This is a genomic window from Citrobacter sp. Cb023 (assembly GCF_030336805.1).
Lineage (GTDB): Bacteria > Pseudomonadota > Gammaproteobacteria > Enterobacterales > Enterobacteriaceae > Citrobacter > Citrobacter braakii.
In genome coordinates this window covers 132,044-156,230 of record NZ_JAOWCV010000034.1, presented here as the reverse complement: position 1 = coordinate 156,230, position 24,187 = coordinate 132,044, and the positions used below count along the sequence as shown (strand labels likewise).

The 24,187-nt window shown below is 54.5% G+C and carries 19 protein-coding genes; 10 read left to right on the top strand and 9 right to left on the bottom strand.

The features are described from left to right. Position 1 precedes the first annotated feature (1 nt). From OGW44_RS11010 to OGW44_RS11000, 3 genes are read left to right on the top strand one after another with little or no spacing between them, the layout of a single operon-like run. Positions 2-652: a 3-oxoacid CoA-transferase subunit B gene (locus OGW44_RS11010; protein WP_016157021.1), complete on the top strand. Its 651-nt coding sequence runs from the start codon at positions 2-4 to the stop codon at positions 650-652. Further along, the gene (locus OGW44_RS11005) at positions 649-1,971 is read left to right on the top strand and encodes a TIGR00366 family protein (protein WP_016153794.1); all 1,323 of its coding nucleotides are present in this window, start codon (positions 649-651) and stop codon (positions 1,969-1,971) included. The genes OGW44_RS11010 and OGW44_RS11005 overlap by 4 nt, the downstream gene beginning before the upstream one ends. Before the next feature lie 30 nt (positions 1,972-2,001). Then, positions 2,002-3,186, top strand: coding sequence for an acetyl-CoA C-acetyltransferase (locus OGW44_RS11000; RefSeq protein WP_049268990.1), 1,185 nt, complete (start codon positions 2,002-2,004; stop codon positions 3,184-3,186). Positions 3,187-3,229: 43 nt separating this feature from the next. Here the strand turns inward: OGW44_RS11000 and gyrA are convergent, their stop codons facing one another. Beyond that, a complete protein-coding gene (gene gyrA, locus OGW44_RS10995; RefSeq protein WP_049281471.1) occupies positions 3,230-5,866 on the bottom strand; it encodes a DNA topoisomerase (ATP-hydrolyzing) subunit A in 2,637 nt (878 codons plus the stop codon). 158 nt (positions 5,867-6,024) lie between these two features. Between gyrA and ubiG the strand changes: the two genes are divergently transcribed. The 4 genes from ubiG (at position 6,025) to yfaE (ending at position 10,979) form a co-directional block, all read left to right on the top strand. Then, positions 6,025-6,753, top strand: coding sequence for a bifunctional 2-polyprenyl-6-hydroxyphenol methylase/3-demethylubiquinol 3-O-methyltransferase UbiG (gene ubiG, locus OGW44_RS10990; protein WP_016157023.1), 729 nt, complete (start codon positions 6,025-6,027; stop codon positions 6,751-6,753). Positions 6,754-7,196: 443 nt separating this feature from the next. Continuing rightward, the gene (gene nrdA, locus OGW44_RS10985) at positions 7,197-9,482 is read left to right on the top strand and encodes a class 1a ribonucleoside-diphosphate reductase subunit alpha (RefSeq protein WP_016153798.1); all 2,286 of its coding nucleotides are present in this window, start codon (positions 7,197-7,199) and stop codon (positions 9,480-9,482) included. A 112-nt stretch (positions 9,483-9,594) separates the two neighbouring features. Beyond that, on the top strand, positions 9,595-10,725 hold the full coding sequence (gene nrdB / locus OGW44_RS10980; protein WP_016153799.1) for a class Ia ribonucleoside-diphosphate reductase subunit beta: 1,131 nt from the start codon (positions 9,595-9,597) through the stop codon (positions 10,723-10,725). Next, positions 10,725-10,979 carry a ferredoxin-like diferric-tyrosyl radical cofactor maintenance protein YfaE gene (gene yfaE / locus OGW44_RS10975; protein ID WP_016153800.1) on the top strand — a complete coding sequence of 85 codons (255 nt, stop codon included), beginning with the start codon at positions 10,725-10,727 and terminating at the stop codon, positions 10,977-10,979. The genes nrdB and yfaE overlap by 1 nt, the downstream gene beginning before the upstream one ends. Positions 10,980-11,151: 172 nt before the next feature. Here yfaE and glpQ read toward each other — a convergent pair whose 3' ends face one another. Together glpQ and glpT are read right to left on the bottom strand one after the other, a co-directional pair. After that, positions 11,152-12,219 (bottom strand): glycerophosphodiester phosphodiesterase, encoded by a 1,068-nt coding sequence (gene glpQ / locus OGW44_RS10970; protein ID WP_016153801.1) that lies wholly within the window; start codon positions 12,217-12,219, stop codon positions 11,152-11,154. 3 nt (positions 12,220-12,222) lie between these two features. After that, complete coding sequence (gene glpT / locus OGW44_RS10965; protein WP_016153802.1) at positions 12,223-13,581, bottom strand: glycerol-3-phosphate transporter; 1,359 nt, start codon at positions 13,579-13,581, stop codon at positions 12,223-12,225. A gap of 270 nt (positions 13,582-13,851) precedes the next feature. Between glpT and glpA the strand changes: the two genes are divergently transcribed. From glpA to glpC, 3 genes are read left to right on the top strand one after another with little or no spacing between them, the layout of a single operon-like run. Continuing rightward, positions 13,852-15,480 (top strand): anaerobic glycerol-3-phosphate dehydrogenase subunit A, encoded by a 1,629-nt coding sequence (gene glpA, locus OGW44_RS10960; protein ID WP_016157025.1) that lies wholly within the window; start codon positions 13,852-13,854, stop codon positions 15,478-15,480. Beyond that, the gene (glpB, locus tag OGW44_RS10955) at positions 15,470-16,729 is read left to right on the top strand and encodes a glycerol-3-phosphate dehydrogenase subunit GlpB (RefSeq protein WP_046275944.1); all 1,260 of its coding nucleotides are present in this window, start codon (positions 15,470-15,472) and stop codon (positions 16,727-16,729) included. Before glpA ends, glpB begins: the two co-directional genes overlap by 11 nt. Beyond that, the gene (gene glpC, locus OGW44_RS10950; RefSeq protein WP_137380911.1) at positions 16,726-17,916 is read left to right on the top strand and encodes an anaerobic glycerol-3-phosphate dehydrogenase subunit GlpC; all 1,191 of its coding nucleotides are present in this window, start codon (positions 16,726-16,728) and stop codon (positions 17,914-17,916) included. Before glpB ends, glpC begins: the two co-directional genes overlap by 4 nt. A gap of 39 nt (positions 17,917-17,955) precedes the next feature. Here glpC and yfaU read toward each other — a convergent pair whose 3' ends face one another. The 6 genes from yfaU to OGW44_RS10920 form a co-directional block, all read right to left on the bottom strand. Continuing rightward, complete coding sequence (yfaU, locus tag OGW44_RS10945; RefSeq protein ID WP_185654870.1) at positions 17,956-18,759, bottom strand: 2-keto-3-deoxy-L-rhamnonate aldolase; 804 nt, start codon at positions 18,757-18,759, stop codon at positions 17,956-17,958. Between the two features lie 25 nt (positions 18,760-18,784). Beyond that, a complete protein-coding gene (locus OGW44_RS10940; RefSeq protein WP_016153808.1) occupies positions 18,785-20,074 on the bottom strand; it encodes an MFS transporter in 1,290 nt (429 codons plus the stop codon). A 56-nt stretch (positions 20,075-20,130) separates the two neighbouring features. Then, complete coding sequence (gene rhmD / locus OGW44_RS10935) at positions 20,131-21,336, bottom strand: L-rhamnonate dehydratase (protein ID WP_016153809.1); 1,206 nt, start codon at positions 21,334-21,336, stop codon at positions 20,131-20,133. Between the two features lie 13 nt (positions 21,337-21,349). Then, entirely contained in the window at positions 21,350-22,132 is a 783-nt protein-coding gene (locus OGW44_RS10930) for an IclR family transcriptional regulator (RefSeq protein ID WP_016153810.1), read from the bottom strand. 218 nt (positions 22,133-22,350) lie between these two features. Continuing rightward, entirely contained in the window at positions 22,351-23,553 is a 1,203-nt protein-coding gene (locus OGW44_RS10925) for a nicotinamide mononucleotide deamidase-related protein YfaY (protein WP_016153811.1), read from the bottom strand. A gap of 79 nt (positions 23,554-23,632) precedes the next feature. Continuing rightward, entirely contained in the window at positions 23,633-24,175 is a 543-nt protein-coding gene (locus OGW44_RS10920) for a YfaZ family outer membrane protein (RefSeq protein ID WP_016157029.1), read from the bottom strand. Positions 24,176-24,187: the final 12 nt, after the last annotated feature.

The window sequence follows — 24,187 nt, the reverse complement described above, 5'->3', positions numbered from 1 at the left end:
CATGGATGCTAAACAACGTATTGCGCGCCGGGTGGCGCAAGAACTTCGCGATGGCGATATCGTCAACTTAGGTATCGGCCTGCCAACGATGGTAGCTAACTATTTACCTGCTGATATTCACATTACGCTGCAATCTGAGAACGGTTTTCTGGGACTGGGCCCAGTCACCACCGCCCATCCTGACCTGGTGAACGCGGGCGGCCAACCGTGCGGTATTTTGCCGGGCGCGGCGATGTTTGATAGCGCCATGTCGTTCGCGTTGATTCGCGGCGGTCATGTTGATGCCTGTGTGCTTGGCGGGTTGCAGGTCGACGAGCAGGCAAACCTCGCCAACTGGGTGGTTCCCGGCAAGATGGTGCCCGGCATGGGTGGCGCAATGGATCTGGTGACCGGTGCGCGTAAAGTCATTATCGCCATGGAGCATTGCGCAAAAGACGGCTCAGCAAAAATCCTGCGTCAATGCACCATGCCGCTCACCGCGCAGCATGCTGTGCATATGCTGGTCACCGAGCTGGCTGTATTCCGCTTTATAGATGGCAAGATGTGGCTGACTGAAATCGTCGAAGGATGCGACATCGCCACGCTATGTGAAAAAACCGAAGCACAGTTTGAAATTGCCGACGATCTGCGCATCCTGCGAGGTGACGCATGATTGGCCGCATCGCTCGCTTTATGACACGGGTAGTCAGCCGCTGGCTGCCCGACCCACTGATTTTCGCCATGTTATTAACGTTGCTGACCTTTGGCATCGCGCTGTGGTTAACGCCGCAGACCCCCATCAGCATGGTGAAATTCTGGGGTGACGGTTTCTGGAACCTGCTGGCGTTTGGTATGCAGATGGCGCTGATCATCGTAACCGGCCATGCGTTAGCCAGTTCCGGGCCGGTGAAAAGCCTGCTGCGTACGGCGGCATCAGCCGCCAAAACCCCCGCTCAGGGCGTCATGCTGGTGACTTTTTTTGGTTCAGTTGCCTGCGTTATTAACTGGGGATTTGGTCTGGTGGTCGGGGCGATGTTCGCCCGCGAAGTTGCTCGTCGGGTACCGGGTTCCGATTATCCGTTACTGATTGCCTGCGCCTACATCGGGTTCCTGACCTGGGGCGGCGGCTTCTCCGGCTCAATGCCTTTGCTGGCGGCAACGCCTGGCAACCCGGTCGAGCACGTAGCGGGCCTCATTCCTGTCGCGGATACCCTGTTCACCGGCTTCAATATTTTCATCACGCTCGGCCTGATTGTGGTGATGCCGTTTATCACCCGGATGATGACGCCAAAACCTTCAGATGTGGTGAGCATCGATCCGAAACTGTTACTGGAAGAAGCTGATTTTCAGAAGAAACTACCGCCAGATGCGCCGCCATCTGAAAAACTGGAAGAGAGCCGCATTCTGGCGCTGATCATCGGTGCATTAGGGATTGCCTATCTGGGTATCTACTTTGCCGAGAAAGGTTTCAACATCACCATCAATACCGTCAACCTGATGTTTATGATTGCCGGTCTGCTGCTGCACAAAACGCCGATGGCCTATATGCGTGCCGTCAGTGCTGCGGCACGCAGCACCGCCGGGATTCTGGTGCAATTCCCCTTCTATGCCGGCATTCAGTTGATGATGGAGCACTCCGGCCTCGGTGGGCTCATTACTGAATTTTTCATCAACGTTGCCAACAAAGATACCTTCCCACTGATGACTTTCTTCAGTTCAGCCCTGATTAACTTTGCCGTGCCATCCGGCGGTGGCCATTGGGTTATTCAGGGACCGTTCGTCATGCCTGCCGCTCAGGCACTGGGGGCGGACCTCGGCAAGTCGGTGATGGCCATCGCCTACGGTGAGCAGTGGATGAACATGGCACAACCGTTCTGGGCGCTACCCGCGCTGGCCATCGCCGGTCTCGGAGTACGCGACATTATGGGCTACTGCATCACTGCCCTGCTCTTCTCCGGCGTCATTTTTGTTATTGGATTGACCTTGTTCTGACGGCAACAACTTAATTAAAGGAACTGAAAAATGAAAAACTGTGTCATCGTCAGCGCGGCACGTACCGCAATCGGCAGTTTTAACGGCGCACTGGCAACTACGGGTGCCGTCGAGCTTGGATCAACCGTCATTAGAGCCGCTCTTGAACGCGCGCACCTTGACCCACAGCGCGTGGACGAGGTGATTATGGGCAACGTGCTGCAGTCAGGACTCGGGCAAAACCCAGCGCGTCAGGCATTATTAAAAAGCGGCCTGTCCGACACCGTTTGCGGCTTTACAGTCAACAAAGTGTGCGGCTCTGGCCTGAAAAGCGTGGCGCTTGCCGCCCTCGCTATCAAGGCCGGACAAGCCCAGGCGATCGTCGCGGGAGGGATGGAAAACATGAGCCTTGCCCCCTACCTGTTAGATGCAAAAGCCCGCTGGGGCTATCGCCTCGGTGACGGGCAATTGTCCGACGTGATTCTGCGCGACGGCCTGATCTGCGCCGAGCATGGTTACCACATGGGGATCACTGCAGAAAATGTTGCCAAAGAGTATGGCATCAGCCGCGAAATGCAGGATGAACTGGCTCTGCAGTCGCAGCGTAAAGCCGTTGCCGCAATCGAGTCTGGCGCATTTGAGGCTGAAATCGTGCCCGTCAGCGTGTCATCACGGAAGAAAACCATCATCGTTGAGCGTGACGAATTCCCCAAAGCTGACTCGACGGCCGAAGGCCTCGCCGCATTGCGTCCAGCCTTTGATAAAGCAGGAACCGTCACCGCAGGTAACGCCTCGGGGATCAACGACGGTGCAGCGGCATTAGTGATAATGGAAGAGTCCGCAGCACTGGAGGCTGGGCTGAAGCCACTGGCGCGAATCAAAGCCTGGGCCAGTGGCGGCGTAGCTCCGGCTATGATGGGCATGGGGCCGGTTCCCGCCACGCTGAAGGCACTGCAACTGAGCGGCTTACAGCTTTCTGATATCGATCTGATCGAAGCTAACGAGGCATTTGCTGCTCAGTTTCTTGCCGTTGGTAAAACGCTGGGATTTGATCCGCAAAAGGTTAACGTCAACGGTGGGGCAATTGCGCTGGGACACCCTATTGGCGCCAGCGGCGCGCGAATACTGGTGACGCTGCTGCATGCGCTACAGGCACGGGATCAAACGCTTGGACTGGCCACGCTGTGCATCGGCGGCGGTCAGGGCATTGCGATGATAGTGGAGCGAATGAATTAAAAAAAAGGGCCGGATATTTCCGGCCCTTTTTATCACGTCTTAATTACTCTTCAGCGTCGTCCGCTGCATCGTCATCGCTTTCCGCTTCAGGCGCGATATCCTCGTCCCCTTCAGCAGCGCTACCGTCGATGGAGTCGAGCTCTTCATCATCAACCGGTTCAGCAACGCGTTGCAGACCCACAACGTTTTCATCTTCCGCAGTACGGATGAGGATAACGCCCTGGGTGTTACGCCCTACCACGCTGATTTCCGACACGCGAGTACGCACCAGCGTACCTGCATCGGTGATCATCATGATCTGGTCGGTATCTTCAACCTGCACTGCGCCGACAACGGAACCGTTGCGCTCGGTGACTTTGATGGAGATAACGCCCTGGGTCGCACGAGACTTGGTCGGATACTCTTCCGCCGCTGTACGCTTACCGTAGCCGTTCTGGGTAACGGTGAGGATAGCACCTTCACCGCGCGGAACGATCAGCGATACCACGCTGTCGCTTTCCGCCAGTTTGATACCGCGTACGCCGGTCGCGGTACGTCCCATCGGACGAACAGCCCCCTCTTTGAAGCGCACCACTTTACCGGCAGCAGAGAACAGCATAACTTCGTCACTACCAGACGTCAGGTCAACGCCAATCAGCTCATCGCCTTCGTTCAGGTTAACCGCAATGATACCGGCTGAACGCGGACGGCTGAACTCGGTCAGCGCTGTTTTCTTCACGGTACCGCTGGCGGTTGCCATGAAGACGTTGACGCCTTCTTCGTACTCACGTACTGGCAGAATTGCGGTGATACGTTCGTTAGCTTCCAGTGGCAGCAGGTTGACGATAGGACGTCCACGCGCACCACGGCTTGCTTCCGGCAACTGATAAACCTTCATCCAGTACAAACGACCGCGGCTGGAGAAGCAGAGGATCGTGTCATGGGTGTTGGCCACCAGCAGGCGGTCGATAAAGTCTTCTTCTTTAATTCGTGCTGCAGATTTGCCTTTACCGCCACGACGCTGCGCTTCGTAATCGGTTAACGGCTGATATTTCACGTAGCCCTGATGAGACAAGGTCACGACAACATCTTCCTGGCTAATCAGATCTTCGATGTTGATGTCAGCGCTGTTCGCGGTGATTTCGGTCCGACGTGCGTCGCCGAACTGTTCACGAATCAGCTCCATCTCTTCACGGATGACTTCCATCAGACGATCGGCGCTGCCCAGAATGTGCAGCAGTTCAGCGATCTGCTCCAGCAGCTCTTTGTATTCGTCGAGCAGTTTTTCGTGCTCAAGGCCGGTCAGTTTCTGCAAACGCAGATCCAGAATGGCCTGGGCCTGCTGTTCAGTCAGGTAGTACTGACCGTCACGCACGCCAAATTCCGGTTCCAGCCATTCAGGACGCGCGGCATCATCGCCGGCACGTTCCAACATGGCAGAAACGTTACCCAGCTCCCACGAACGCGCGACCAGCGCTGCTTTCGCTTCTGCCGGGGTCGGCGCACGGCGGATCAGTTCGATGATCGGATCGATGTTCGCCAGCGCAATCGCCAGTGCTTCAAGGATGTGCGCACGGTCGCGGGCTTTACGCAGTTCAAAGATAGTACGGCGGGTTACGACTTCACGGCGGTGACGTACAAACGCAGCAATAATATCTTTCAGGTTCATGATTTTCGGCTGTCCATGGTGCAACGCAACCATGTTGATACCGAAAGAAACCTGCAGTTGGGTCTGGGAGTAGAGGTTATTCAGAACCACTTCCCCGACTGCGTCGCGTTTCACTTCAATCACGATGCGCATACCGTCTTTGTCAGACTCGTCACGCAGCGCGCTGATACCTTCAACGCGTTTGTCTTTTACCAGCTCGGCGATTTTCTCGATCAGGCGCGCTTTGTTCACCTGATACGGAATTTCATGGACGATGATGGTTTCACGGCCAGTTTTGGCATCCGCTTCGACTTCCGCGCGTGCGCGAATGTACACTTTGCCACGGCCGGTACGGTAGGCTTCTTCAATACCACGACGACCGTTGATGATCGCGGCGGTCGGGAAGTCCGGACCCGGAATATGTTCCATCAGCCCTTCAATGCTGATGTCTTCATCGTCAATGTATGCCAGGCAGCCGTTGATCACTTCCGTCAGGTTGTGCGGCGGAATGTTGGTCGCCATACCTACCGCGATACCGGACGAGCCGTTCACCAGCAGGTTAGGAATTTTGGTTGGCATGACGTCAGGAATTTGTTCGGTGCCGTCGTAGTTATCGACGAAATCCACCGTTTCTTTTTCCAGGTCAGCCATCAGCTCATGGGCGATTTTCGACATACGGATTTCCGTATAACGCATCGCCGCTGCGGAGTCGCCATCGACAGAACCAAAGTTACCCTGACCATCTACCAGCATGTAACGCAAGGAGAATGGCTGCGCCATACGAACAATGGTGTCGTAAACGGCGATATCACCATGAGGGTGGTATTTACCGATTACGTCACCAACGACACGGGCAGATTTTTTATAGGCTTTATTCCAGTCGTTGCCCAATACGTTCATGGCGTAAAGTACGCGACGGTGAACCGGCTTCAGGCCATCTCGGACGTCCGGCAGCGCACGGCCAACAATGACCGACATCGCATAATCCAGATAGGAGCTCTTCAGCTCTTCCTCAATGTTGACCGGTGTAATTTCTCTCGCAAGGTCGCTCATCTAACCGCTATCCCTCTACTGTATCCCGGATTCAAAGGTCGCAAATTATAACACATCCGTGCAGATTCAGGTAAATGGATTCCCCCTGACAGAGGCTTTATTCATCCCGTCAGGCTGATATACTCATTTGCATCGCAAATTTAGGAGTAGAAGCCCCAATGAATGCCGAAAAACCTCCGGTAACTCACAACGTTGATCAGGAAGAAATTGCCAAGTTTGAAGCAGTCGCGTCACGCTGGTGGGATCTTGAGGGTGAATTTAAGCCACTGCACCGTATTAACCCACTGCGCCTGGGCTATATCACGGAGCGCTCAGGCGGCCTGTTTGGTAAAAAGGTACTCGACGTCGGCTGCGGCGGCGGCATTCTGGCGGAAAGCATGGCGCGCGAAGGCGCAACCGTCACCGGGCTGGACATGGGCTTTGAACCGTTACAGGTAGCAAAACTGCATGCGCTGGAGAGTGGCATCCAGGTGGAATACGTTCAAGAAACCGTTGAAGAACATGCGGAAAAACATGCGCATCAGTATGACGTTGTGACCTGCATGGAAATGCTGGAGCACGTACCGGACCCGCAGTCGGTGGTCAGGGCCTGCGCCAGACTGGTCAAACCGGGCGGCGAAGTGTTTTTCTCCACGCTTAATCGCAACGGCAAATCCTGGCTAATGGCGGTGGTCGGCGCGGAATATATTTTGCGTATGGTGCCGAAAGGCACGCATGATGTGAAAAAATTCATTAAGCCGGCTGAACTGTTAGAGTGGGTTGACCAGACCGTGCTGAAAGAGCGTCATATGACCGGCCTGCACTACAACCCGATCACCAACAGTTTTAAACTCGGCCCCGGCGTTGATGTGAACTATATGCTACACACTACCGCGCAAGCAGATTAACCACCTCCACCCGGCCGGATAAGGCGTGCAACGCCGCAATCCGGCACCGTGCCCGATAGTGCGCAGCTTTCGGGCCTGCGCATCGCCTACCAATCCTGAGTAGGATCGTCAGGGCAATTTTTGCGCCAGGTCATAAGAACTTACCTTGCCTTAGATGAAGAAATCAGCACTCGATCAAATTTTCTATTTTTTTTCTCAATTATTGACATCCTCGCCAGGCCTTATAAGACGCGCACTTAGCGATTATTACCCTTTTGCAACCTCAATTTAACCTCAAAATCAACTCTTGTACTGAAAAGAATCCCTACTAGAATACTCACCATATAGCGTTTACTTTATCAAACAACCCCTACATATAGTATTTATCCACAGACTTAGTCACAACATGACTTTGTGGATAATATGGGGGATATTTTTTCTTTCACGGACAGGTAAAAAACCACATGAATCAGAGTCTGCTGGTGACAAAGCGTGATGGTAGTACAGAGCGCATCAATCTCGACAAAATCCACCGAGTTCTGGATTGGGCGGCAGAAGGACTGAATAACGTATCGATTTCTCAGGTCGAGTTGCGCTCCCACATTCAGTTTTATGACGGTATCAAGACATCCGATATCCATGAAACAATCATCAAAGCTGCCGCCGACCTGATCTCCCGCGAGGCACCGGATTATCAGTACCTGGCTGCTCGCCTGGCGATTTTCCATCTGCGCAAAAAAGCCTACGGCGAGTTTGAACCGCCGAAACTGTTCGACCATGTCGTGAAAATGGTTGAAATGGGCAAATACGACAATCATCTGCTGGAAGACTACACGGAAGAAGAGTTCAAGCAGATGGACTCGTTCATCGTACACGACCGTGATATGACCTTCTCCTACGCTGCGGTGAAGCAGTTAGAAGGTAAATACCTGGTACAAAACCGTGTTACCGGTGAGATTTATGAAAGCGCGCAGTTCCTCTACATTCTGGTAGCGGCCTGCCTGTTCTCTAACTATCCGCGTGAAACGCGTCTGCAATACGTAAAACGTTTCTACGACGCCGTTTCTACGTTTAAAATTTCGCTGCCGACGCCGATTATGTCCGGCGTGCGTACCCCTACCCGTCAGTTCAGCTCCTGCGTACTGATCGAGTGCGGCGACAGCCTGGACTCCATCAACGCCACCTCCAGCGCGATTGTGAAATACGTTTCCCAGCGCGCCGGCATCGGTATCAACGCCGGTCGCATCCGTGCGCTGGGTAGCCCGATCCGCGGCGGTGAAGCGTTCCACACCGGTTGTATTCCGTTCTACAAGCACTTCCAGACCGCGGTAAAATCCTGCTCCCAGGGCGGCGTACGCGGCGGTGCTGCAACGCTGTTCTACCCAATGTGGCACCTGGAAGTTGAAAGCCTGCTGGTCCTGAAAAACAACCGTGGCGTCGAAGGCAACCGCGTGCGTCACATGGACTACGGCGTACAGATCAACAAACTGATGTACACCCGTCTGCTGAAGGGCGGCGACATCACGCTGTTCAGCCCGTCCGACGTTCCAGGCCTGTATGATGCGTTCTTCGCTGACCAGGACGAATTCGAACGTCTGTACACCAAATATGAAAACGACGACAGTATCCGCAAGCAACGCGTGAAAGCCGTTGAACTGTTCTCTCTGATGATGCAGGAACGTGCCTCTACCGGGCGTATCTATATTCAGAACGTTGACCACTGCAACACCCATAGCCCGTTTGATCCCATTGTCGCTCCGGTGCGCCAGTCTAACCTGTGCCTGGAAATCGCCCTGCCGACCAAACCGCTGACCGACGTTAACGACGAAAACGGCGAAATTGCGCTGTGTACGCTGTCCGCATTTAACCTCGGTGCTATCAACAGCCTGGACGAGCTGGAAGAGCTGGCCGAATTGGCGGTGCGCGCGCTGGATGCGCTGCTCGATTATCAGGATTATCCGATTCCTGCCGCCAAACGCGGCGCGATGGGTCGCCGTACGCTGGGTATTGGCGTGATCAACTACGCCTACTGGCTGGCGAAAAACGGTAAGCGTTATTCTGACGGCAGCGCGAACAACCTGACTCACAAAACCTTTGAAGCCATTCAGTATTACCTGATGAAAGCCTCTAACGAGCTGGCGAAAGAGCAAGGCGCGTGCCCGTGGTTTAACGAAACGACCTACTCCAAAGGTATTCTGCCGATCGATACCTATAAAAAAGATCTCGATGCTATTGTCAACGAGCCGCTGCATCTGGACTGGGAACAACTGCGCGAATCCATCAAAACGCACGGTCTGCGTAACTCCACGCTGTCAGCCCTGATGCCATCGGAGACCTCTTCGCAGATCTCTAACGCCACCAACGGTATTGAACCACCGCGCGGCTATGTGAGCATCAAAGCGTCGAAAGACGGTATTCTGCGCCAGGTCGTGCCGGACTACGAACACCTGCACGACGCGTACGAACTGCTGTGGGAAATGCCGAACAACGATGGCTATTTGCAGCTGGTAGGTATCATGCAGAAATTTATCGATCAGTCGATTTCTGCCAACACCAACTATGATCCGTCACGATTCCCATCCGGAAAAGTACCGATGCAGCAGTTGCTGAAAGACCTGCTCACCGCCTACAAATTTGGTGTCAAAACGCTGTATTATCAAAACACCCGTGACGGTGCGGAAGATTCTCAGGACGATCTGGTGCCGTCCATTCAGGACGATGGCTGCGAAAGCGGCGCATGTAAGATCTGATGAACGATGCCGGGTGGCACCAGGCTCACCCGGCCTACAGTAGCTTGGTTTGTAGGCCGGAAAGGGTACTTGTAACGCCATCCGGCACTCATCCCACAAAGGATTCACATCAATGGCATACACCACTTTTTCACAGACGAAAAATAACCAACTTCTGGAACCGATGTTCTTCGGCCAGCCGGTGAACGTCGCCCGCTACGATCAGCAAAAATATGACATCTTCGAAAAACTGATCGAAAAGCAGCTCTCTTTCTTCTGGCGTCCGGAAGAAGTTGATGTTTCTCGCGATCGCATCGACTTCCAGGCGCTGCCGGAACATGAAAAGCATATCTTCATCAGCAACCTGAAATATCAGACGCTGCTGGACTCCATTCAGGGACGTAGCCCGAACGTGGCGCTGCTGCCGTTAATCTCGATCCCTGAGCTGGAAACCTGGGTGGAAACATGGGCGTTTTCAGAAACGATCCACTCCCGTTCCTACACCCACATCATTCGTAACATCGTGAACGATCCGGCGGTGGTGTTTGATGACATCGTCACCAACGAGCAGATCCAGAAACGCGCGGAAGGCATTTCCAGCTATTACGACGAATTGATTGAGATGACCAGCTACTGGCATTTGCTGGGCGAAGGCACGCATACCGTTAACGGTAAAACGGTTGTCGTAAGCCTGCGTGAACTGAAGAAGAAGCTGTATCTGTGCCTGATGAGCGTGAACGCGCTGGAAGCGATCCGCTTCTACGTCAGCTTCGCCTGCTCCTTCGCCTTCGCCGAACGTGAACTGATGGAAGGCAACGCGAAAATTATTCGCCTGATCGCCCGCGATGAAGCCCTGCATTTGACCGGGACCCAGCATATGCTGAATCTGCTGCGCAGCGGCGTGGACGATCCGGAAATGGCGGAAATCGCCGAAGAGTGTAAACAAGAATGCTACGACCTGTTCGTACAGGCCGCGCTGCAGGAAAAAGAGTGGGCGGATTATCTGTTCCGTGACGGCTCAATGATTGGCCTGAATAAAGACATTCTGTGCCAGTACGTTGAGTACATCACCAACATCCGTATGCAGGCTGTCGGACTCGACTTGCCGTTCCAGACCCGCTCTAACCCAATCCCATGGATCAACACCTGGCTGGTGTCTGATAACGTGCAGGTTGCGCCGCAGGAAGTGGAAGTCAGCTCTTACCTGGTCGGCCAGATCGATTCGGAAGTCGATACCGACGACCTGAGTAACTTCCAGCTCTGATGGGCCGCGTTACTCTGCGCATCTCTGGCACACAACTGCTGTGCCAGGATGAACACCCTTCCCTGCTTGCCGCGCTCGAATCGCACAATGTTGAAGTTGAATACCAGTGCCGCGCAGGTTATTGCGGCTCCTGCCGTACCCGTCTGGTAGCGGGACAGGTCGACTGGATTGCCGAACCTCTGGCCTTCATTCAGCCAGGTGAAATTTTACCCTGCTGCTGTCGGGCAAAAGGCGATATTGAAATAGAACTGTAACGCGTGGCGGGATAAAAATTACGACTAAAAAAGAGCCGCCGATGGACGGCAGCTCTTTATTTCTCCTGGAGGCAGGTATGGCCACGTTGACGGCAGACGGCCTTATCTAGCCGTTAATAACATTTGATCCAACCAGGCCTGTGACCGGAGGTGCATCACAGACCTTGTGCCATTACTCTTTATTCAGGAATGTCACTGCTTTGTCGGGGAAGTCGGTGAACAGCCCGTCAACGCCCGCCTTGTTATACAGAATGTCATACAGCTGGTTTACATCAGTGGTGTAATCCGGCAGTTGATCGGCACGAACGGTATAAGGATGCACCACCATCTTATTCTGATGCGCGTCCTGTACCATACCCGTTAACGAGATATTGCCTTTCTTCGACTTCTCATCAATCAGCATGTGATAGTCCGGCCCAATGCCGTCCGCATACTGCGCAACCTGCTTCATGGCACCCGGTTTAAACATCCAGTCGTAGTTGTAATTAACCCAACTACCGTCCGGCTTTTTCTCCTGAGTTTCATTCCAGTCAGTGTACGCAATCAACTGTACCAGATTGAGATCCATCCCCATCTTCGGTTCCAGTTCATTCTTAATGCGCTTTAACTCTGCGACATCAAAACACTGTAGATAAACCTTGTCATTCTTGTCGGTGTACCCGTACTTTTTCAGCACTTCCAGCGTTTTAGCCGCAATGTCCTTCCCTTCCTGATGATGGAACCACGGCGCTTTCATTTCCGGGTAAATGCCAATGTTTTTACCGGTTGAATGATTTAATCCCTGAACGAACTCAATCTCTTCTTCGAAAGTGTGCACACGGAAATCAGATTTACCCATCGGGAAACGCCCTGGGTAGGTCTGGACCTTTTTGCCATTTTCGATATCAAAGCCTTCGGTAAATTTCAGCGATTTAATCTCATCCAGCGTAAAGTCGATAGCGTAGTAGCGCCCATCTTTACGCGCACGATCCGGGAAACGCTCGGCAACATCGGTGACGCGGTCAAGGTAGTGGTCATGCAGGACAACCAGATGGTCGTCCTTGGTCATCACCAAATCCTGTTCCAGGTAATCAGCCCCCTGAGCATAAGCCATCGCTTTTGCTGGCAGCGTATGCTCCGGTAGATAACCGCTGGCGCCACGGTGCGCAATCACGATTTTTTCTGCGGCAACCGCCGCGCTGCTCATCACCATACCTGTCAGCATTAGCGCCACGCTGAGACTTTTCAATGTGGTTTTCATCTATTAGCCCCCGTTACGCTTCAGTGCGATCTCTTCGTGATGGCGTTTTTCGCCAATCATGACGACCACCAGCAGAATAACTGCCAGCACGCTACCGCCAATCATCACCATAAAGCCGCCGTCCCAACCGAAGAAGTCAACGGTATAGCCAACAATAGCGCTCGCCGCTACGGAACCGCCGAGATAACCGAACAGACCGGTAAAGCCAGCCGCCGTACCCGCCGCTTTTTTCGGTGCCAGTTCCAGCGCATGCAGACCAATCAACATTACCGGACCGTAGATCAGGAAGCCGATGATGATCATACAAGCCATATCCACGTTCGGGTTGCCTGCCGGGTTCATCCAGTAGACGATAGTCGCGATAGTCACCAGCGTCATAAAGAACACGCCGGTCGCACCACGGTTGCCACGGAAGACTTTATCCGACATCCAGCCGCACAGCAGCGTGCCCGGAATACCCGCATATTCATACAGGAAGTAGGCCCAGGATGATTTATCCAGCGCGAAATGTTTCACTTCTTTCAAATAGGTCGGGGACCAGTCCAGGATGCCGTAGCGCAGCAGATAAACAAACACGTTGGCGATAGCGATGTACCACAACAGTTTGTTCGGCAGTACGTATTGCATGAAGATCTGCTTCGCAGTCAGCTCTTCTTCCGCTTTCTCGTTGTAATCGTCCGGGTAGTCGTTCTTGTACTCTTCGATAGGCGGCAGGCCACAAGACTGCGGCGTATCACGCATCAGAGCAAAAGCAAACAGCGCGACGACGATCGCACCGAAAGCAGGCATGTACAGCGCCGCTTTCCAGTCATTGAACCAGGCCATACCCAGCAGGAACAACAGAGGAGGCAGACCACCGCCCACGTTGTGCGCACAGTTCCAGACGGAAACAATGCCCCCACGCTCTTTCTGCGACCACCAGTGCACCATGGTACGACCACACGGCGGCCAACCCATTCCCTGGAACCATCCGCAGAGGAACAGCAGCACAAACATAACCGCAATGCTCGAAGTCGCCCACGGCACAAAGCCCATGAACAACATGACAGCGGCGGCCAGAATCAGACCCGCTGGCAGGAAAACGCGCGGATTCGAGCGATCCGAAACGGACCCCATGATGAATTTCGAAAATCCGTAAGCAATGGAGATACCGGATAACGCAAAACCCAGATCGCCACGCGAGAAACCTTGCTCAACCAGATACGGCATCGCAAGGGCAAAGTTCTTACGTACCAGATAGTACGCGGCATAGCCAAAGAATATCCCCAGAAAGATCTGCCAACGTAATCGACGATATGTCGGGTCGATCTCCGCTGCAGGCAAACGCGCCGTGTGTGACGCTGGTTTAAAAATGCTCAACATAGTGTAGCCTCCGTGGCCGTCTTTCATTCGAAGTAAACACTGCAGTTCGTCATTACTACCCTACCGCTCCCAGTGTGGCCGCGATGTTAAGGAAAGATACATAACAAAAATGTGAAACGCTGCACATATTGTTACAGATTTATGACAAATGTTCATAAAGGCGCACGAAATCACGTTTCATTTTCGAATAATGAGCGATTATGCGCGAAATCAAACAATCCATGTTTTTTATGTGGCTAAATGATAAAAAACGAACTGTGAGGAAAAACAATGAAAATTCGCGACTCGCAAACAAGTGACGTGATTATCATTGGTGGAGGAGCAACAGGTGCAGGGATCGCACGCGATTGTGCGCTGCGCGGGTTGCGCGTCATCTTAGTGGAACGCCACGATATCGCCACAGGGGCGACCGGACGTAACCACGGTCTGCTGCACAGCGGTGCACGCTACGCCGTCACCGACGCTGAATCTGCCCGGGAGTGCATCAGCGAAAACCAAATTCTCAAACGTATCGCCCGTCATTGCGTTGAGCCGACGGACGGTCTGTTTATTACCCTGCCGGAAGATGAACTCTCCTTCCAGGCAACCTTTATTCGCGCCTGTGAAGAGGCCGGTATTCGCGCAGAAGCCATTGACCCTAAGCAGGCGCGCATTATCGAACCTTCCGTCAACCCACAGCTGATTGGCGCGGTAAAAGTGCCGGACGGCACGGTTGATCCTTTCCGCTTAACCGCCGCCAACATGCTGGATGCGCGTGAGCATGGCGCAGTAATCTTAACGGCGCACGAAGTGACGGGACTGATTCGTGAAGGGGCAACGGTTTGCGGCGTGAACGTACGCAATCATCTGACGGGGGAGATGCAGTCTCTGCATGCACCGGTAGTCGTCAACGCCGCCGGGATCTGGGGCCAGCGCATTGCGGAATATGCCGACCTGAGCATCCGTATGTTCCCGGCCAAAGGTTCGCTGCTGATTATGGATCACCGCATTAACCAGCATGTCATCAACCGCTGTCGTAAGCCATCTGACGCCGATATCCTGGTGCCCGGTGATACCATTTCGCTGATTGGCACCACCTCACAGCACATCGATTACGATGATATCGACAGCAACCGCGTCACCGCAGAAGAGGTCGATATACTGCTGCGTGAAGGCGAAAAACTGGCGCCGATTATGGCGAAAACGCGCATTTTACGCGCCTACTCCGGCGTGCGTCCTCTGGTAGCCAGCGACGACGATCCAAGTGGCCGTAACGTCAGTCGTGGGATTGTACTGTTCGATCACGCCCAGCGTGACGGACTGGACGGGTTTATCACCATTACTGGCGGCAAATTGATGACCTACCGCCTGATGGCAGAGTGGGCCACCGATGCCGTTTGCCGTAAGCTGGGCAATACCCAACCTTGCACAACGGCAGACACGGCGCTGCCTGGCTCACAAGAATCGACCGAGCATACGCTCAAACGCGTGATCTCGTTGCCCGCGCCACTGCGCGGCTCAGCGGTCTACCGTCACGGCGATCGCACCCCTGCGTGGCTTAGCGAAGGTCGTCAGCACCGCAGCCTGGTCTGTGAATGCGAAGCGGTCACTGCAGGTGAAGTGCAGTACGCCGTCGAGAATTTGACCGTCAACAGCCTGCTGGATTTGCGTCGCCGTACCCGTGTTGGAATGGGGACCTGCCAGGGCGAATTGTGTGCCTGCCGCGCCGCAGGTTTGCTGCAACGTTTTAATGTCACCACCGCCGCGCAATCTATCACTCAGCTTTCCGATTTCCTCAATGAACGCTGGAAAGGCGTGCAGCCTATCGCCTGGGGAGATGCGCTGCGCGAAAGCGAATTCACACGCTGGGTCTATCAGGGATTGTGCGGTCTGGAAAAGGAGCACCAGGATGAAATTTGATACCGTCATTATCGGCGGCGGCCTGGCCGGACTACTGTGCGGCCTGCAACTGCAAAAAAGCGGTTTACGCTGCACGATTGTCACTCGCGGCCAAAGCGCCCTGCATTTCTCCTCCGGCTCACTGGATTTGCTCAGCAACTTACCCGATGGCCAACCGGTGACGGATATAGAAGCAGGCCTGAATGCGCTGCGCACTCAGGCACCCGCGCACCCGTACAGCACCATCGGAACGCACAACGTCCTGGAGCTGGCCCAGCAGGCGCAAAATCTTCTCGAAGAATGCGGAACGCATTTGCAAGGCAAGGTACATCAGTCACATCAACGCATCACCCCGCTGGGAACGCTACGCTCAACCTGGTTAAGTTCCCCGGAAGTTCCGGTCTGGCCGCTGTCCGCGCAGCGTATCTGCGTTGTAGGTATTAGCGGTTTACTGGATTTTCAGGCACATCTCGCCGCGGCGTCACTGCGTCAACGCAATCTCAGCGTCGAGACGGCAGAAATCGATCTGCCTGAGCTGGATGTCCTGCGTGATAACCCGACCGAGTTTCGCGCCGTCAATATTGCGCGCCTGCTGGATAACGAAGATAAATGGTCGCTGCTCTATGACGCTTTACTGCCAGTAGCAAAAACCTGCGACATGATAATTATGCCGGCCTGCTTCGGTCTGGCGGATGAACAGCTCTGGCAATGGCTTAACGAGCGCCTCCCCTGCTCGCTGACGCTGTTACCGACCCTACCGCCTTCGGTACTGGGTATGCGTTTGCATAACAAATTGCAGCGCCAGTTTGTGCGCCAGGGCGGCGTCTGGATGCCGGGTGATGAAGTGAAGAAAATCACCTGTCAGGACGGCGTAGTCAGCGAAATCTGGACCCGTAATCATGCCGATATTCCTTTGCGGCCACGTTTCGCCGTGCTCGCCAGCGGCAGCTTCTTCAGCAGCGGGCTGGTCGCCACGCGTGAGGCCATCTACGAACCTATCCTGGGGCTGGATGTACAGCAAACCGCCACGCGCGCCGAGTGGTATGAGCGTGACGTCTTCGACCCACAACCGTGGCAGCAGTTTGGCGTTACGACCGATGCCGGGCTGCGCCCGTCGCTGGCGGGACAAACGATAGAGAACATGTATGCCATCGGTTCCGTTCTCGGCGGATTCGACCCTATCGCCCAGGGTTGCGGAGGCGGCGTGTGCGCTGTTAGCGCCTTACACGCCGCACATCATATTGCGAAACGTGCAGGAGGCCAGCAATGAGCGACACACGTTTTGAAAGTTGTATCAAATGCACGGTGTGCACCACGGCCTGCCCGGTAAGTCGCGTCAATCCGAACTACCCTGGTCCTAAACAGGCCGGACCGGACGGTGAGCGTCTGCGCCTGAAAGATGGCGCGTTATATGACGATGCGCTGAAATACTGCATCAACTGTAAGCGTTGCGAAGTAGCCTGTCCGTCAGATGTGAAGATTGGCGATATCATCCAACGCGCGCGCGCCAAATACGACACAACGCGTCCGTCGCTGCGTAACTTTGTCTTAAGCCATACCGATTTGATGGGTAGCGTGTCCACACCGTTCGCCCCGATAGTGAATACCGCCACCTCACTCAAGCCGGTGCGTCAGCTGCTGGATTACGCGCTAAAAATCGACCATCGCCGTACGCTGCCGAAGTACTCTTTCGGTACCTTCCGCCGCTGGTATCGCAGCGTTGCCGCACAGCAAGCGCAATATCAGGATCAGGTTGCCTTTTTCCACGGCTGTTTTGTGAATTATAACCATCCGCAGCTCGGCAAAGACCTGATCAAAGTGTTGAATGCGATGGGAACTGGGGTGCAACTGCTGAGCAAAGAGAAATGCTGCGGCGTACCGCTGATTGCCAACGGCTTTACCGATAAAGCGCGTAAGCAGGCGGTGAGCAACGTGGCCTCGCTCAGAGAAGCAATTGACGGTAAAGGCATTCCGGTGATCGCCACCTCATCAACCTGCACCTTTGCACTGCGTGATGAATATCCGGAAGTGCTGGACGTCGACAACTCAGGTCTACGCGAACACATTGAACTGGCAACCCGCTGGCTGTGGCGCAAGCTGGATGAAGGCAAAACGCTGCCGCTGAAAACGCTGCCGCTGAAAGTGGTCTACCACACGCCATGCCACATGGAGAAAATGGGCTGGACGCTCTACACGCTGGAACTGCTACGACAAATTCCAGGGCTGGAGCTATCGGTGCTGGACTCGCAATGTTGCGGGATTGCCGGGACATACGGCTTTAAAAAGGAAAACTACCCGACATCGCAATCCATTGGCGCACCGCTGTTCCGCCAGATTGAAGACAGCGGCGCTGATATCGTCGTCACCGACTGCGAAACCTGTAAATGGCAGATTGAGATGTCTACCAGTAAGCGCTGCGAACACCCCATCACCCTGCTTGCCAAAGCGTTAGGTTAATTCTGTTGCCCGGTGGCGTTGGCTACCGGGCTTTAGCACCTAATAACTACTTTTCAGCGGTTGAATTGCCGGTCCTGATTTAAACATTGCCAGCCTGCGATCCAGCGCTTCGGTATAAAGCATGGTATCCACGCCTACCGCGACAAAATTTGCTCCCCATTGCAGACATTTATGCGCCATTGCTGGGTCAACAGCGAGGAAACCGGCTGCTTTTCCGGCTGCGCGGATACGGCGAATGCTTTGCTCAATGATCCGCTGCACCTCCGGGTGTCCGGCATTATCCGGATAGCCCAACGACGCAGAAAGATCCGCCGGGCCAATAAAGACACCGTCAATACCGTCAACGTCCAGAATGGCATCCAGATTATCCAGTGCCGCTTTGCTTTCGACCTGTACCAGCAGGCAGAGTGATTCATTAGCCTGGGCCATATAATTGTCGATACGCCCCCAGCGCGCCGCCCGTGCCACGCTGGCGCCGACACCACGCTCGCCGAGCGGTGGATAACGAGTCGCGGAAACCACCTGAAGCGCCTGCTCTGCGCTGTCGACCATCGGGACAAGCAGCGTCTGCGCGCCAATATCCAGCACCTGCTTGATCAACGCTTTACTGCCCTCCACCGGGCGAACCACAGGCTGGCTGGCATAAGGCGCAATCGCCTGCAACTGATGGTAAAGATCCTGCACCGTGTTCGGCGCGTGTTCTCCATCAATCAGCAGCCAGTCATAGCCCGACGTCGCGGCAATCTCCGCCATGTAGGAGGTGGTCGAACTGAGCCACAGGCCGACCTGGACTTCCCCTTTGCGTAATCCTTCTTTGAAGGGATTTGATAACAATGCGTTCATAACGATCCTTACAACGTAGATAAGATTAATGATGCGCAGCGCCTGCTTGTGAAACTGAACGGTTCACACTCAGCGTAAAGATGATTAGCGAGCCAATAATCGCGACGCCCGCGAGGACCAGCAGGCCCGCCGCATCGCTGGCAAACACCGTTTCGGCTTTGACGCGCAGAATGGGAGCAATAAAGCCGCCGACGGCACCAAACAGGTTGACGAAGCCGATCCCCGCCGCCAGAGCTGTCCCGGAAAGAAGTTGCGTTGGCATCGTCCAGAACACCGGCTGTACCGCAATGAAACCGACCGCCGCGACGCAGAGCGCCACAATCGCCAGTACCGGTGAAACCAGCCCGGAAAGGCCAATGCCGATTCCTGCCGCCAGCAGCGTCAGCGCGGCAACATTACGCCGGTCGCCGGTGCGATCGGAGTAACGGGGAATAAGCCAGGTACCAAACAGCGCCGCCACCCACGGTATTGCCGCCACGACCGAAGCCGTAAAGCCCACTTTTGTCCCTAACAACGCAGCAACCTGAGTTGGCAGGAAGAAGATCAGGCCATACACCGCCACCTGGATCGTCAGATAGATAATCGCCAGTTGCCAGACACGGCCATTACGCAGCGCATCCGACAGGCGTGAAGTAACCTTTTTTTCCTCTTCACTTGTCAACTGGCTAATGAGCACAGCCTTTTCCTCCGCGCTCAGGAAACGCGCCTGCTGCGGGGTATCATCCAGCCAGAAGAAGGTGAAAATGCCCGCGCCTACCGCCAGTAAACCTTCGATAACGAACATCCAGAACCACCCTGGATGCCCCATAAAGCCGTGCATCTCCAACAGCGCACCGGAAAGCGGCGATCCCAGGGTTAACGCCAGCGGCGCCCCCATGTAGAACAGCCCCATGATGCTGGCGCGGTTACGCTGGGGGAACCACTGGGACGTCAGGTAGATCATACCGGGGAAGAAGCCCGCCTCTGCCGCCCCCAGCAGAGTACGGATAATCAGAAATTTCGATTCAGTATCCGCCCATGCCATCGCCGCAGAGAGGAATCCCCACAGCAACGTGGTGGTACCAATCCAGGTTCTGGCACCAAATTTACGCATCAACAGGTTGGCAGGAACCCCCAGAAAGGCGTAAACCACAAAGAAAATCCCCGCGCCCAACGCATAAGCTTCGTTGCTCAGACCGGTATCAATCTGATAGGTCTCTTTGGCAAAACCGATGTTCGAGCGGTCAAGAAACGCCAGCACATACAGCGCCAGCATAAAGGGAATCAAACGGGCGCGGTTTTTCTTCACCACACCATCAAGTAACGTGGTACTCATAGCAAGATCCTCAAAGAAATGAGGGCGTTGCCATGGTATTGGCAACGCACTGGTCATTAGTGGCTATAAGGGCGCTTCAGATTGCAGTCGCGGTTAAGCTCGACGCCAAATCCTGGTTTGTCGAGCACCGACTTATGAATGCGGCCATTGACGGGTACCGGTTCGTCCAGAAGGATCGGATCAAACTGTGGGCGCATCGTTGAACAATCCGGGCTGGTCATCAAAAACTCGCTGAACGGGGTATTGGTGAACGTGATCACCGCATGGTGCGAGTAAACCGAGGAACCATGCGGCACCACCAGCTGTCCGCGCGATTTAGCAATAGCGGCAATTTCCACCAGCGTGGTTAACCCACCGCACCAGCCCACATCCGGCTGCATGATATCGATGCCGGTTTCTGAGAGCGTGCGGAAGGACTGCAGCGTCCCGTGGTGTTCACCGCTGGTGACCATCATCCCCGCCGGGGCGTTACGTTTCAGCTCGCGATAACCTTCATACTGCTGCGGCGGCAGACACTCTTCGATCCACTTCAGGTTGGACGGTGCGCAGGCATGGGCCAGTTTGGTGGCATAGTTCACGTCCTGACTCATCCAGCAATCGAGCATCAACCAGAAATCCGGACCGCATTTCTCACGCATGTCGGCTACCATTGCCGCATCTTTGCGGATCCCCGCATCCCCGTCGTGCGGCCCCCAATGGGTTGGCATTTTGCCGCCAATAAAGCCCATCTCTTTCGCCAGATCAGGGCGCGCACCGGTCGCGTAGAATTGAATTTCGTCGCGTACCGCGCCGCCCAGTAGCTTGTAGACCGGTAACCCCACCACTTTGCCAAACAGATCCCACAGCGCCAGATCCACGCACGAGATGGTGTTCATCACCAGACCGCCGGAGCCGGAGTAGTACATCGTTGCGCCCAGCATCTGGTCGTGAATGAGTTTGATATCACTGACGCATTTCCCTTCAATAAAACGATTGAGATGCTTTTCCACAATAAAGCACCCCATCTCCCCTGCCGTGGAAACAGCAAAACCGGTCTGTCCGTTTTCAGCTTCCACTTCAACAATCAGTGTTCCTAATACGTTGATGCCAAAGGACTGGCGCGATTGCTCATATTCACGATATTTGCTCATTGGCGTGGCGATATGATCGTCAATCCAGTGGTTAGCCCCCTGATCGTGATAGTCGCCGCCGCCAGCGCCTTTATCCGCCGTAGCGCCACCGGTAAACCAGGCACGAACATGTTTAATTTTAGGTAGGGTCATGGTGTTCTCCTTTTTATGAAGCGAGTGAGTCGAAGGGACTTTTCCATCCCAACAGGCGTGAAATATCCCTGGCGCAGGCAATCGCTTTACCGGCCAGATAATCACGGTTCTCTTCGTTAATTTGCAGACGAGTGCCGACCACTGAAATCGCGGCGGTCAGTTCATTGTTAGCGTTAAAAACAGGCGCTGCGACGCAGCGAACATCGGGATAATCTTCGCCATTATCAAAGCTCCATCCACGCTGTCGAATACGCTCCAGCTCATCATTCAACTGCTGTGGCCTGGTGATAGTGGTCGGCGTTGCCTGTTCCCATATCAGCTGTTCAATAATGGCTTTTCGTGCGGCTGCCGGTTGCCAGGCCAGCAGGCATTTGCCAATACCCGAGCGATAGAGCGAAAGACTTTTCCCTTCGTGGGAGCGCACGCTGATAGTGGATGACGATTCCACTTTCAGAATGTAATACGCGCTTTCGTGGTCGATGATCCCGAGATGGCAAAGTAACCCTGTCTCATCCATCAGCTGTGTCAGCCGGGGACGCGCCAGTTCACGTAAATCCATCTTGCTCAGCGCATGCCCGGACAGCTCAACCAGCTTGGTCCACAGGCAGTAATTTTCCTGATGATCAATGCTGATAAAGCGCTGACGCTTCAGTTCGTTAAGTAACAGGTACGCGGTGCTTTTTGGAATACCCAGCGCCTCTATGATGGTGGCGGCGCTACATGGGCCGATACGCGCAATGAGATTGAGTATTTCGATCGCCCTGGTGAGCGCGGGAACTTTGCTTGATTCCAACATACTGGACTCCAGTCTGAGATACTGGAATCAGTGTGGTAGGTTAAGGGGGTTAAAATTGTGAAGCGCATCAAATCCTCTCGTTCTTCCAGCTGGCTGGAGAAAAAACGAGCATAATTGTGAACTAACGCACGGATTTTTTTACAGAGAGTACAACAGGTTGGACTGATAACGGGAAGGCCAGAATGCCTTCCCATAACAAGCGCGTGAGAGAGTGCAAGTCAGGAAGGCAGCGTCAGGGATTCAACCACTTCTATCCAACCGTGTTCGCTGGCAATATCCTGCCCGTTGAGCCAACGGCGCAGCATATTGAGCGCCATCATTGCACACACTTCCTGACGCACCGACAAACTATAACGATTAGCGTTCAGCCGTACGCGTAAGGCATGCGTTCCATCAGGCGTTGCCAGCGCAAAGTTAATATGTTCGTTTTCGAAAGCCGATACCGCCAACGCCAGCCCGGCATAATGGTTGCCGCGTCGTTCGGTTATCCAGTGTGCCGTTTGCGCCAGCGTTTCTTCCTGGGGCGGAACCACTTCGCTCGCCAACAGCGGAGCATTCGCGCGCGAAAGCTGCAGCGCCACCAGACCACCGGTGAATTGTTCGCTTAGCGTCAGGCTGTATTGCCGTTCCTGCAACGTGCGGGCGATTTGCGCGGGTAAACCTTCCGTACCTTCGAAAATCATATTCTGCCCGGCAACCCGCTTAACTTCTGGCCACAGCGCCAGCATCGCTTCCCGTTGGGAATCCGGCCCGGTCAGCTTTAGTTCGATAATCGGCATTGACGAGCGGTAGCCCATTGTCACTCCCGGAGGCAATTGCAGCGGATCCAGGCTCTGCGCCAGCTCGCTTTCAGAACGACCAAAGGTGGTTAATCGCAGGCATAGCGGGGGTTGAGACAGCGAAAAACGCTCACGCAAACGCGGCAGGATCTCATGCTCAACCATAACTTTAAATTCTGATGGCACTCCTGGGGTAAAGAACATCAGGCAGCGGTTAAGCTTCAGGGCAAACCCACACGCGGTTCCTACCGGATTATTGATGAATTCCGCGCTGGCAGGTAGCTCAGCCTGTTTGCGGTTACTCGGTGCCATCACGCGTCCACGATCGCGGAAATAACGCGCCATCTCGGCGAGCCATGCTTCATGCAGCACCAGCCCTTCACCTTTTGCCGTGGCCGCCGCCAGCGCGCTCAAATCATCGCTGGTTGGTCCCAGACCGCCGTTAACGATCAGTACATCGGCATGTTCGCTACGCTCACGCAAAACGGCGACCAAATCATCAAGATTGTCGCCTACCGTGTTGCGACGGGTTAGCGGTAACCCCTGATTAAAGAAAAAATCGGCCAGCCAGGCGGCATTCGTGTCGACGATTTGTCCGTGCAACACTTCATCCCCGGTGGATAGCATCTCCACGTTTAACATCGTGTTCTCCTGCTTTTATGATGAAAACACTATAACGCATGGAGGGGGGAAGGCGCGACTGAACGCCGCGCCGGAAAAATCAGAAACTCGCGTTAACCCCAACGTACGGGCCGTCAGCAATCGCGTTATCGCGGTTACCGTCTTTGCCTGCCAGGTTCAGGTAGCGATAACCGGCTTCAATGCTCAGCGGACGCATAATGGTCAGACGCGCACCTGCATTCGCTTCTTCATAGCTGTCGATACCGCTGGAAAGAGAATCGGGAGAGTAATAATACTCACCAAACAGGCGGAGGCTGTCGCCAATCGGCCACTGCAAACCGCCACCGACCGCCGCCGCGTAACCCTCGTCACCATCATTCGGGTTAGTATAAATGCCTTTCCCACCGACCGTTGCCAGCAGCGGACCGAGAGGAATATTCAGACCCAGTCCCAGACCGGCCGCATCGCCGTCGTCATCGTTATGCATCCAGTTACCGCTGACGGCCAGACCGGTGGTCTCAGTACCCATACCGAAACTCAGGTTGGTGTAGTCTTCGCCAGCCTGGCCGCTGATGCTAATCGCGCTCGCCGACGCGGAAACAAACAGCATTCCGGCAAAACCCAACATTAAACTTTTTTTCATTTTCTATCCTTT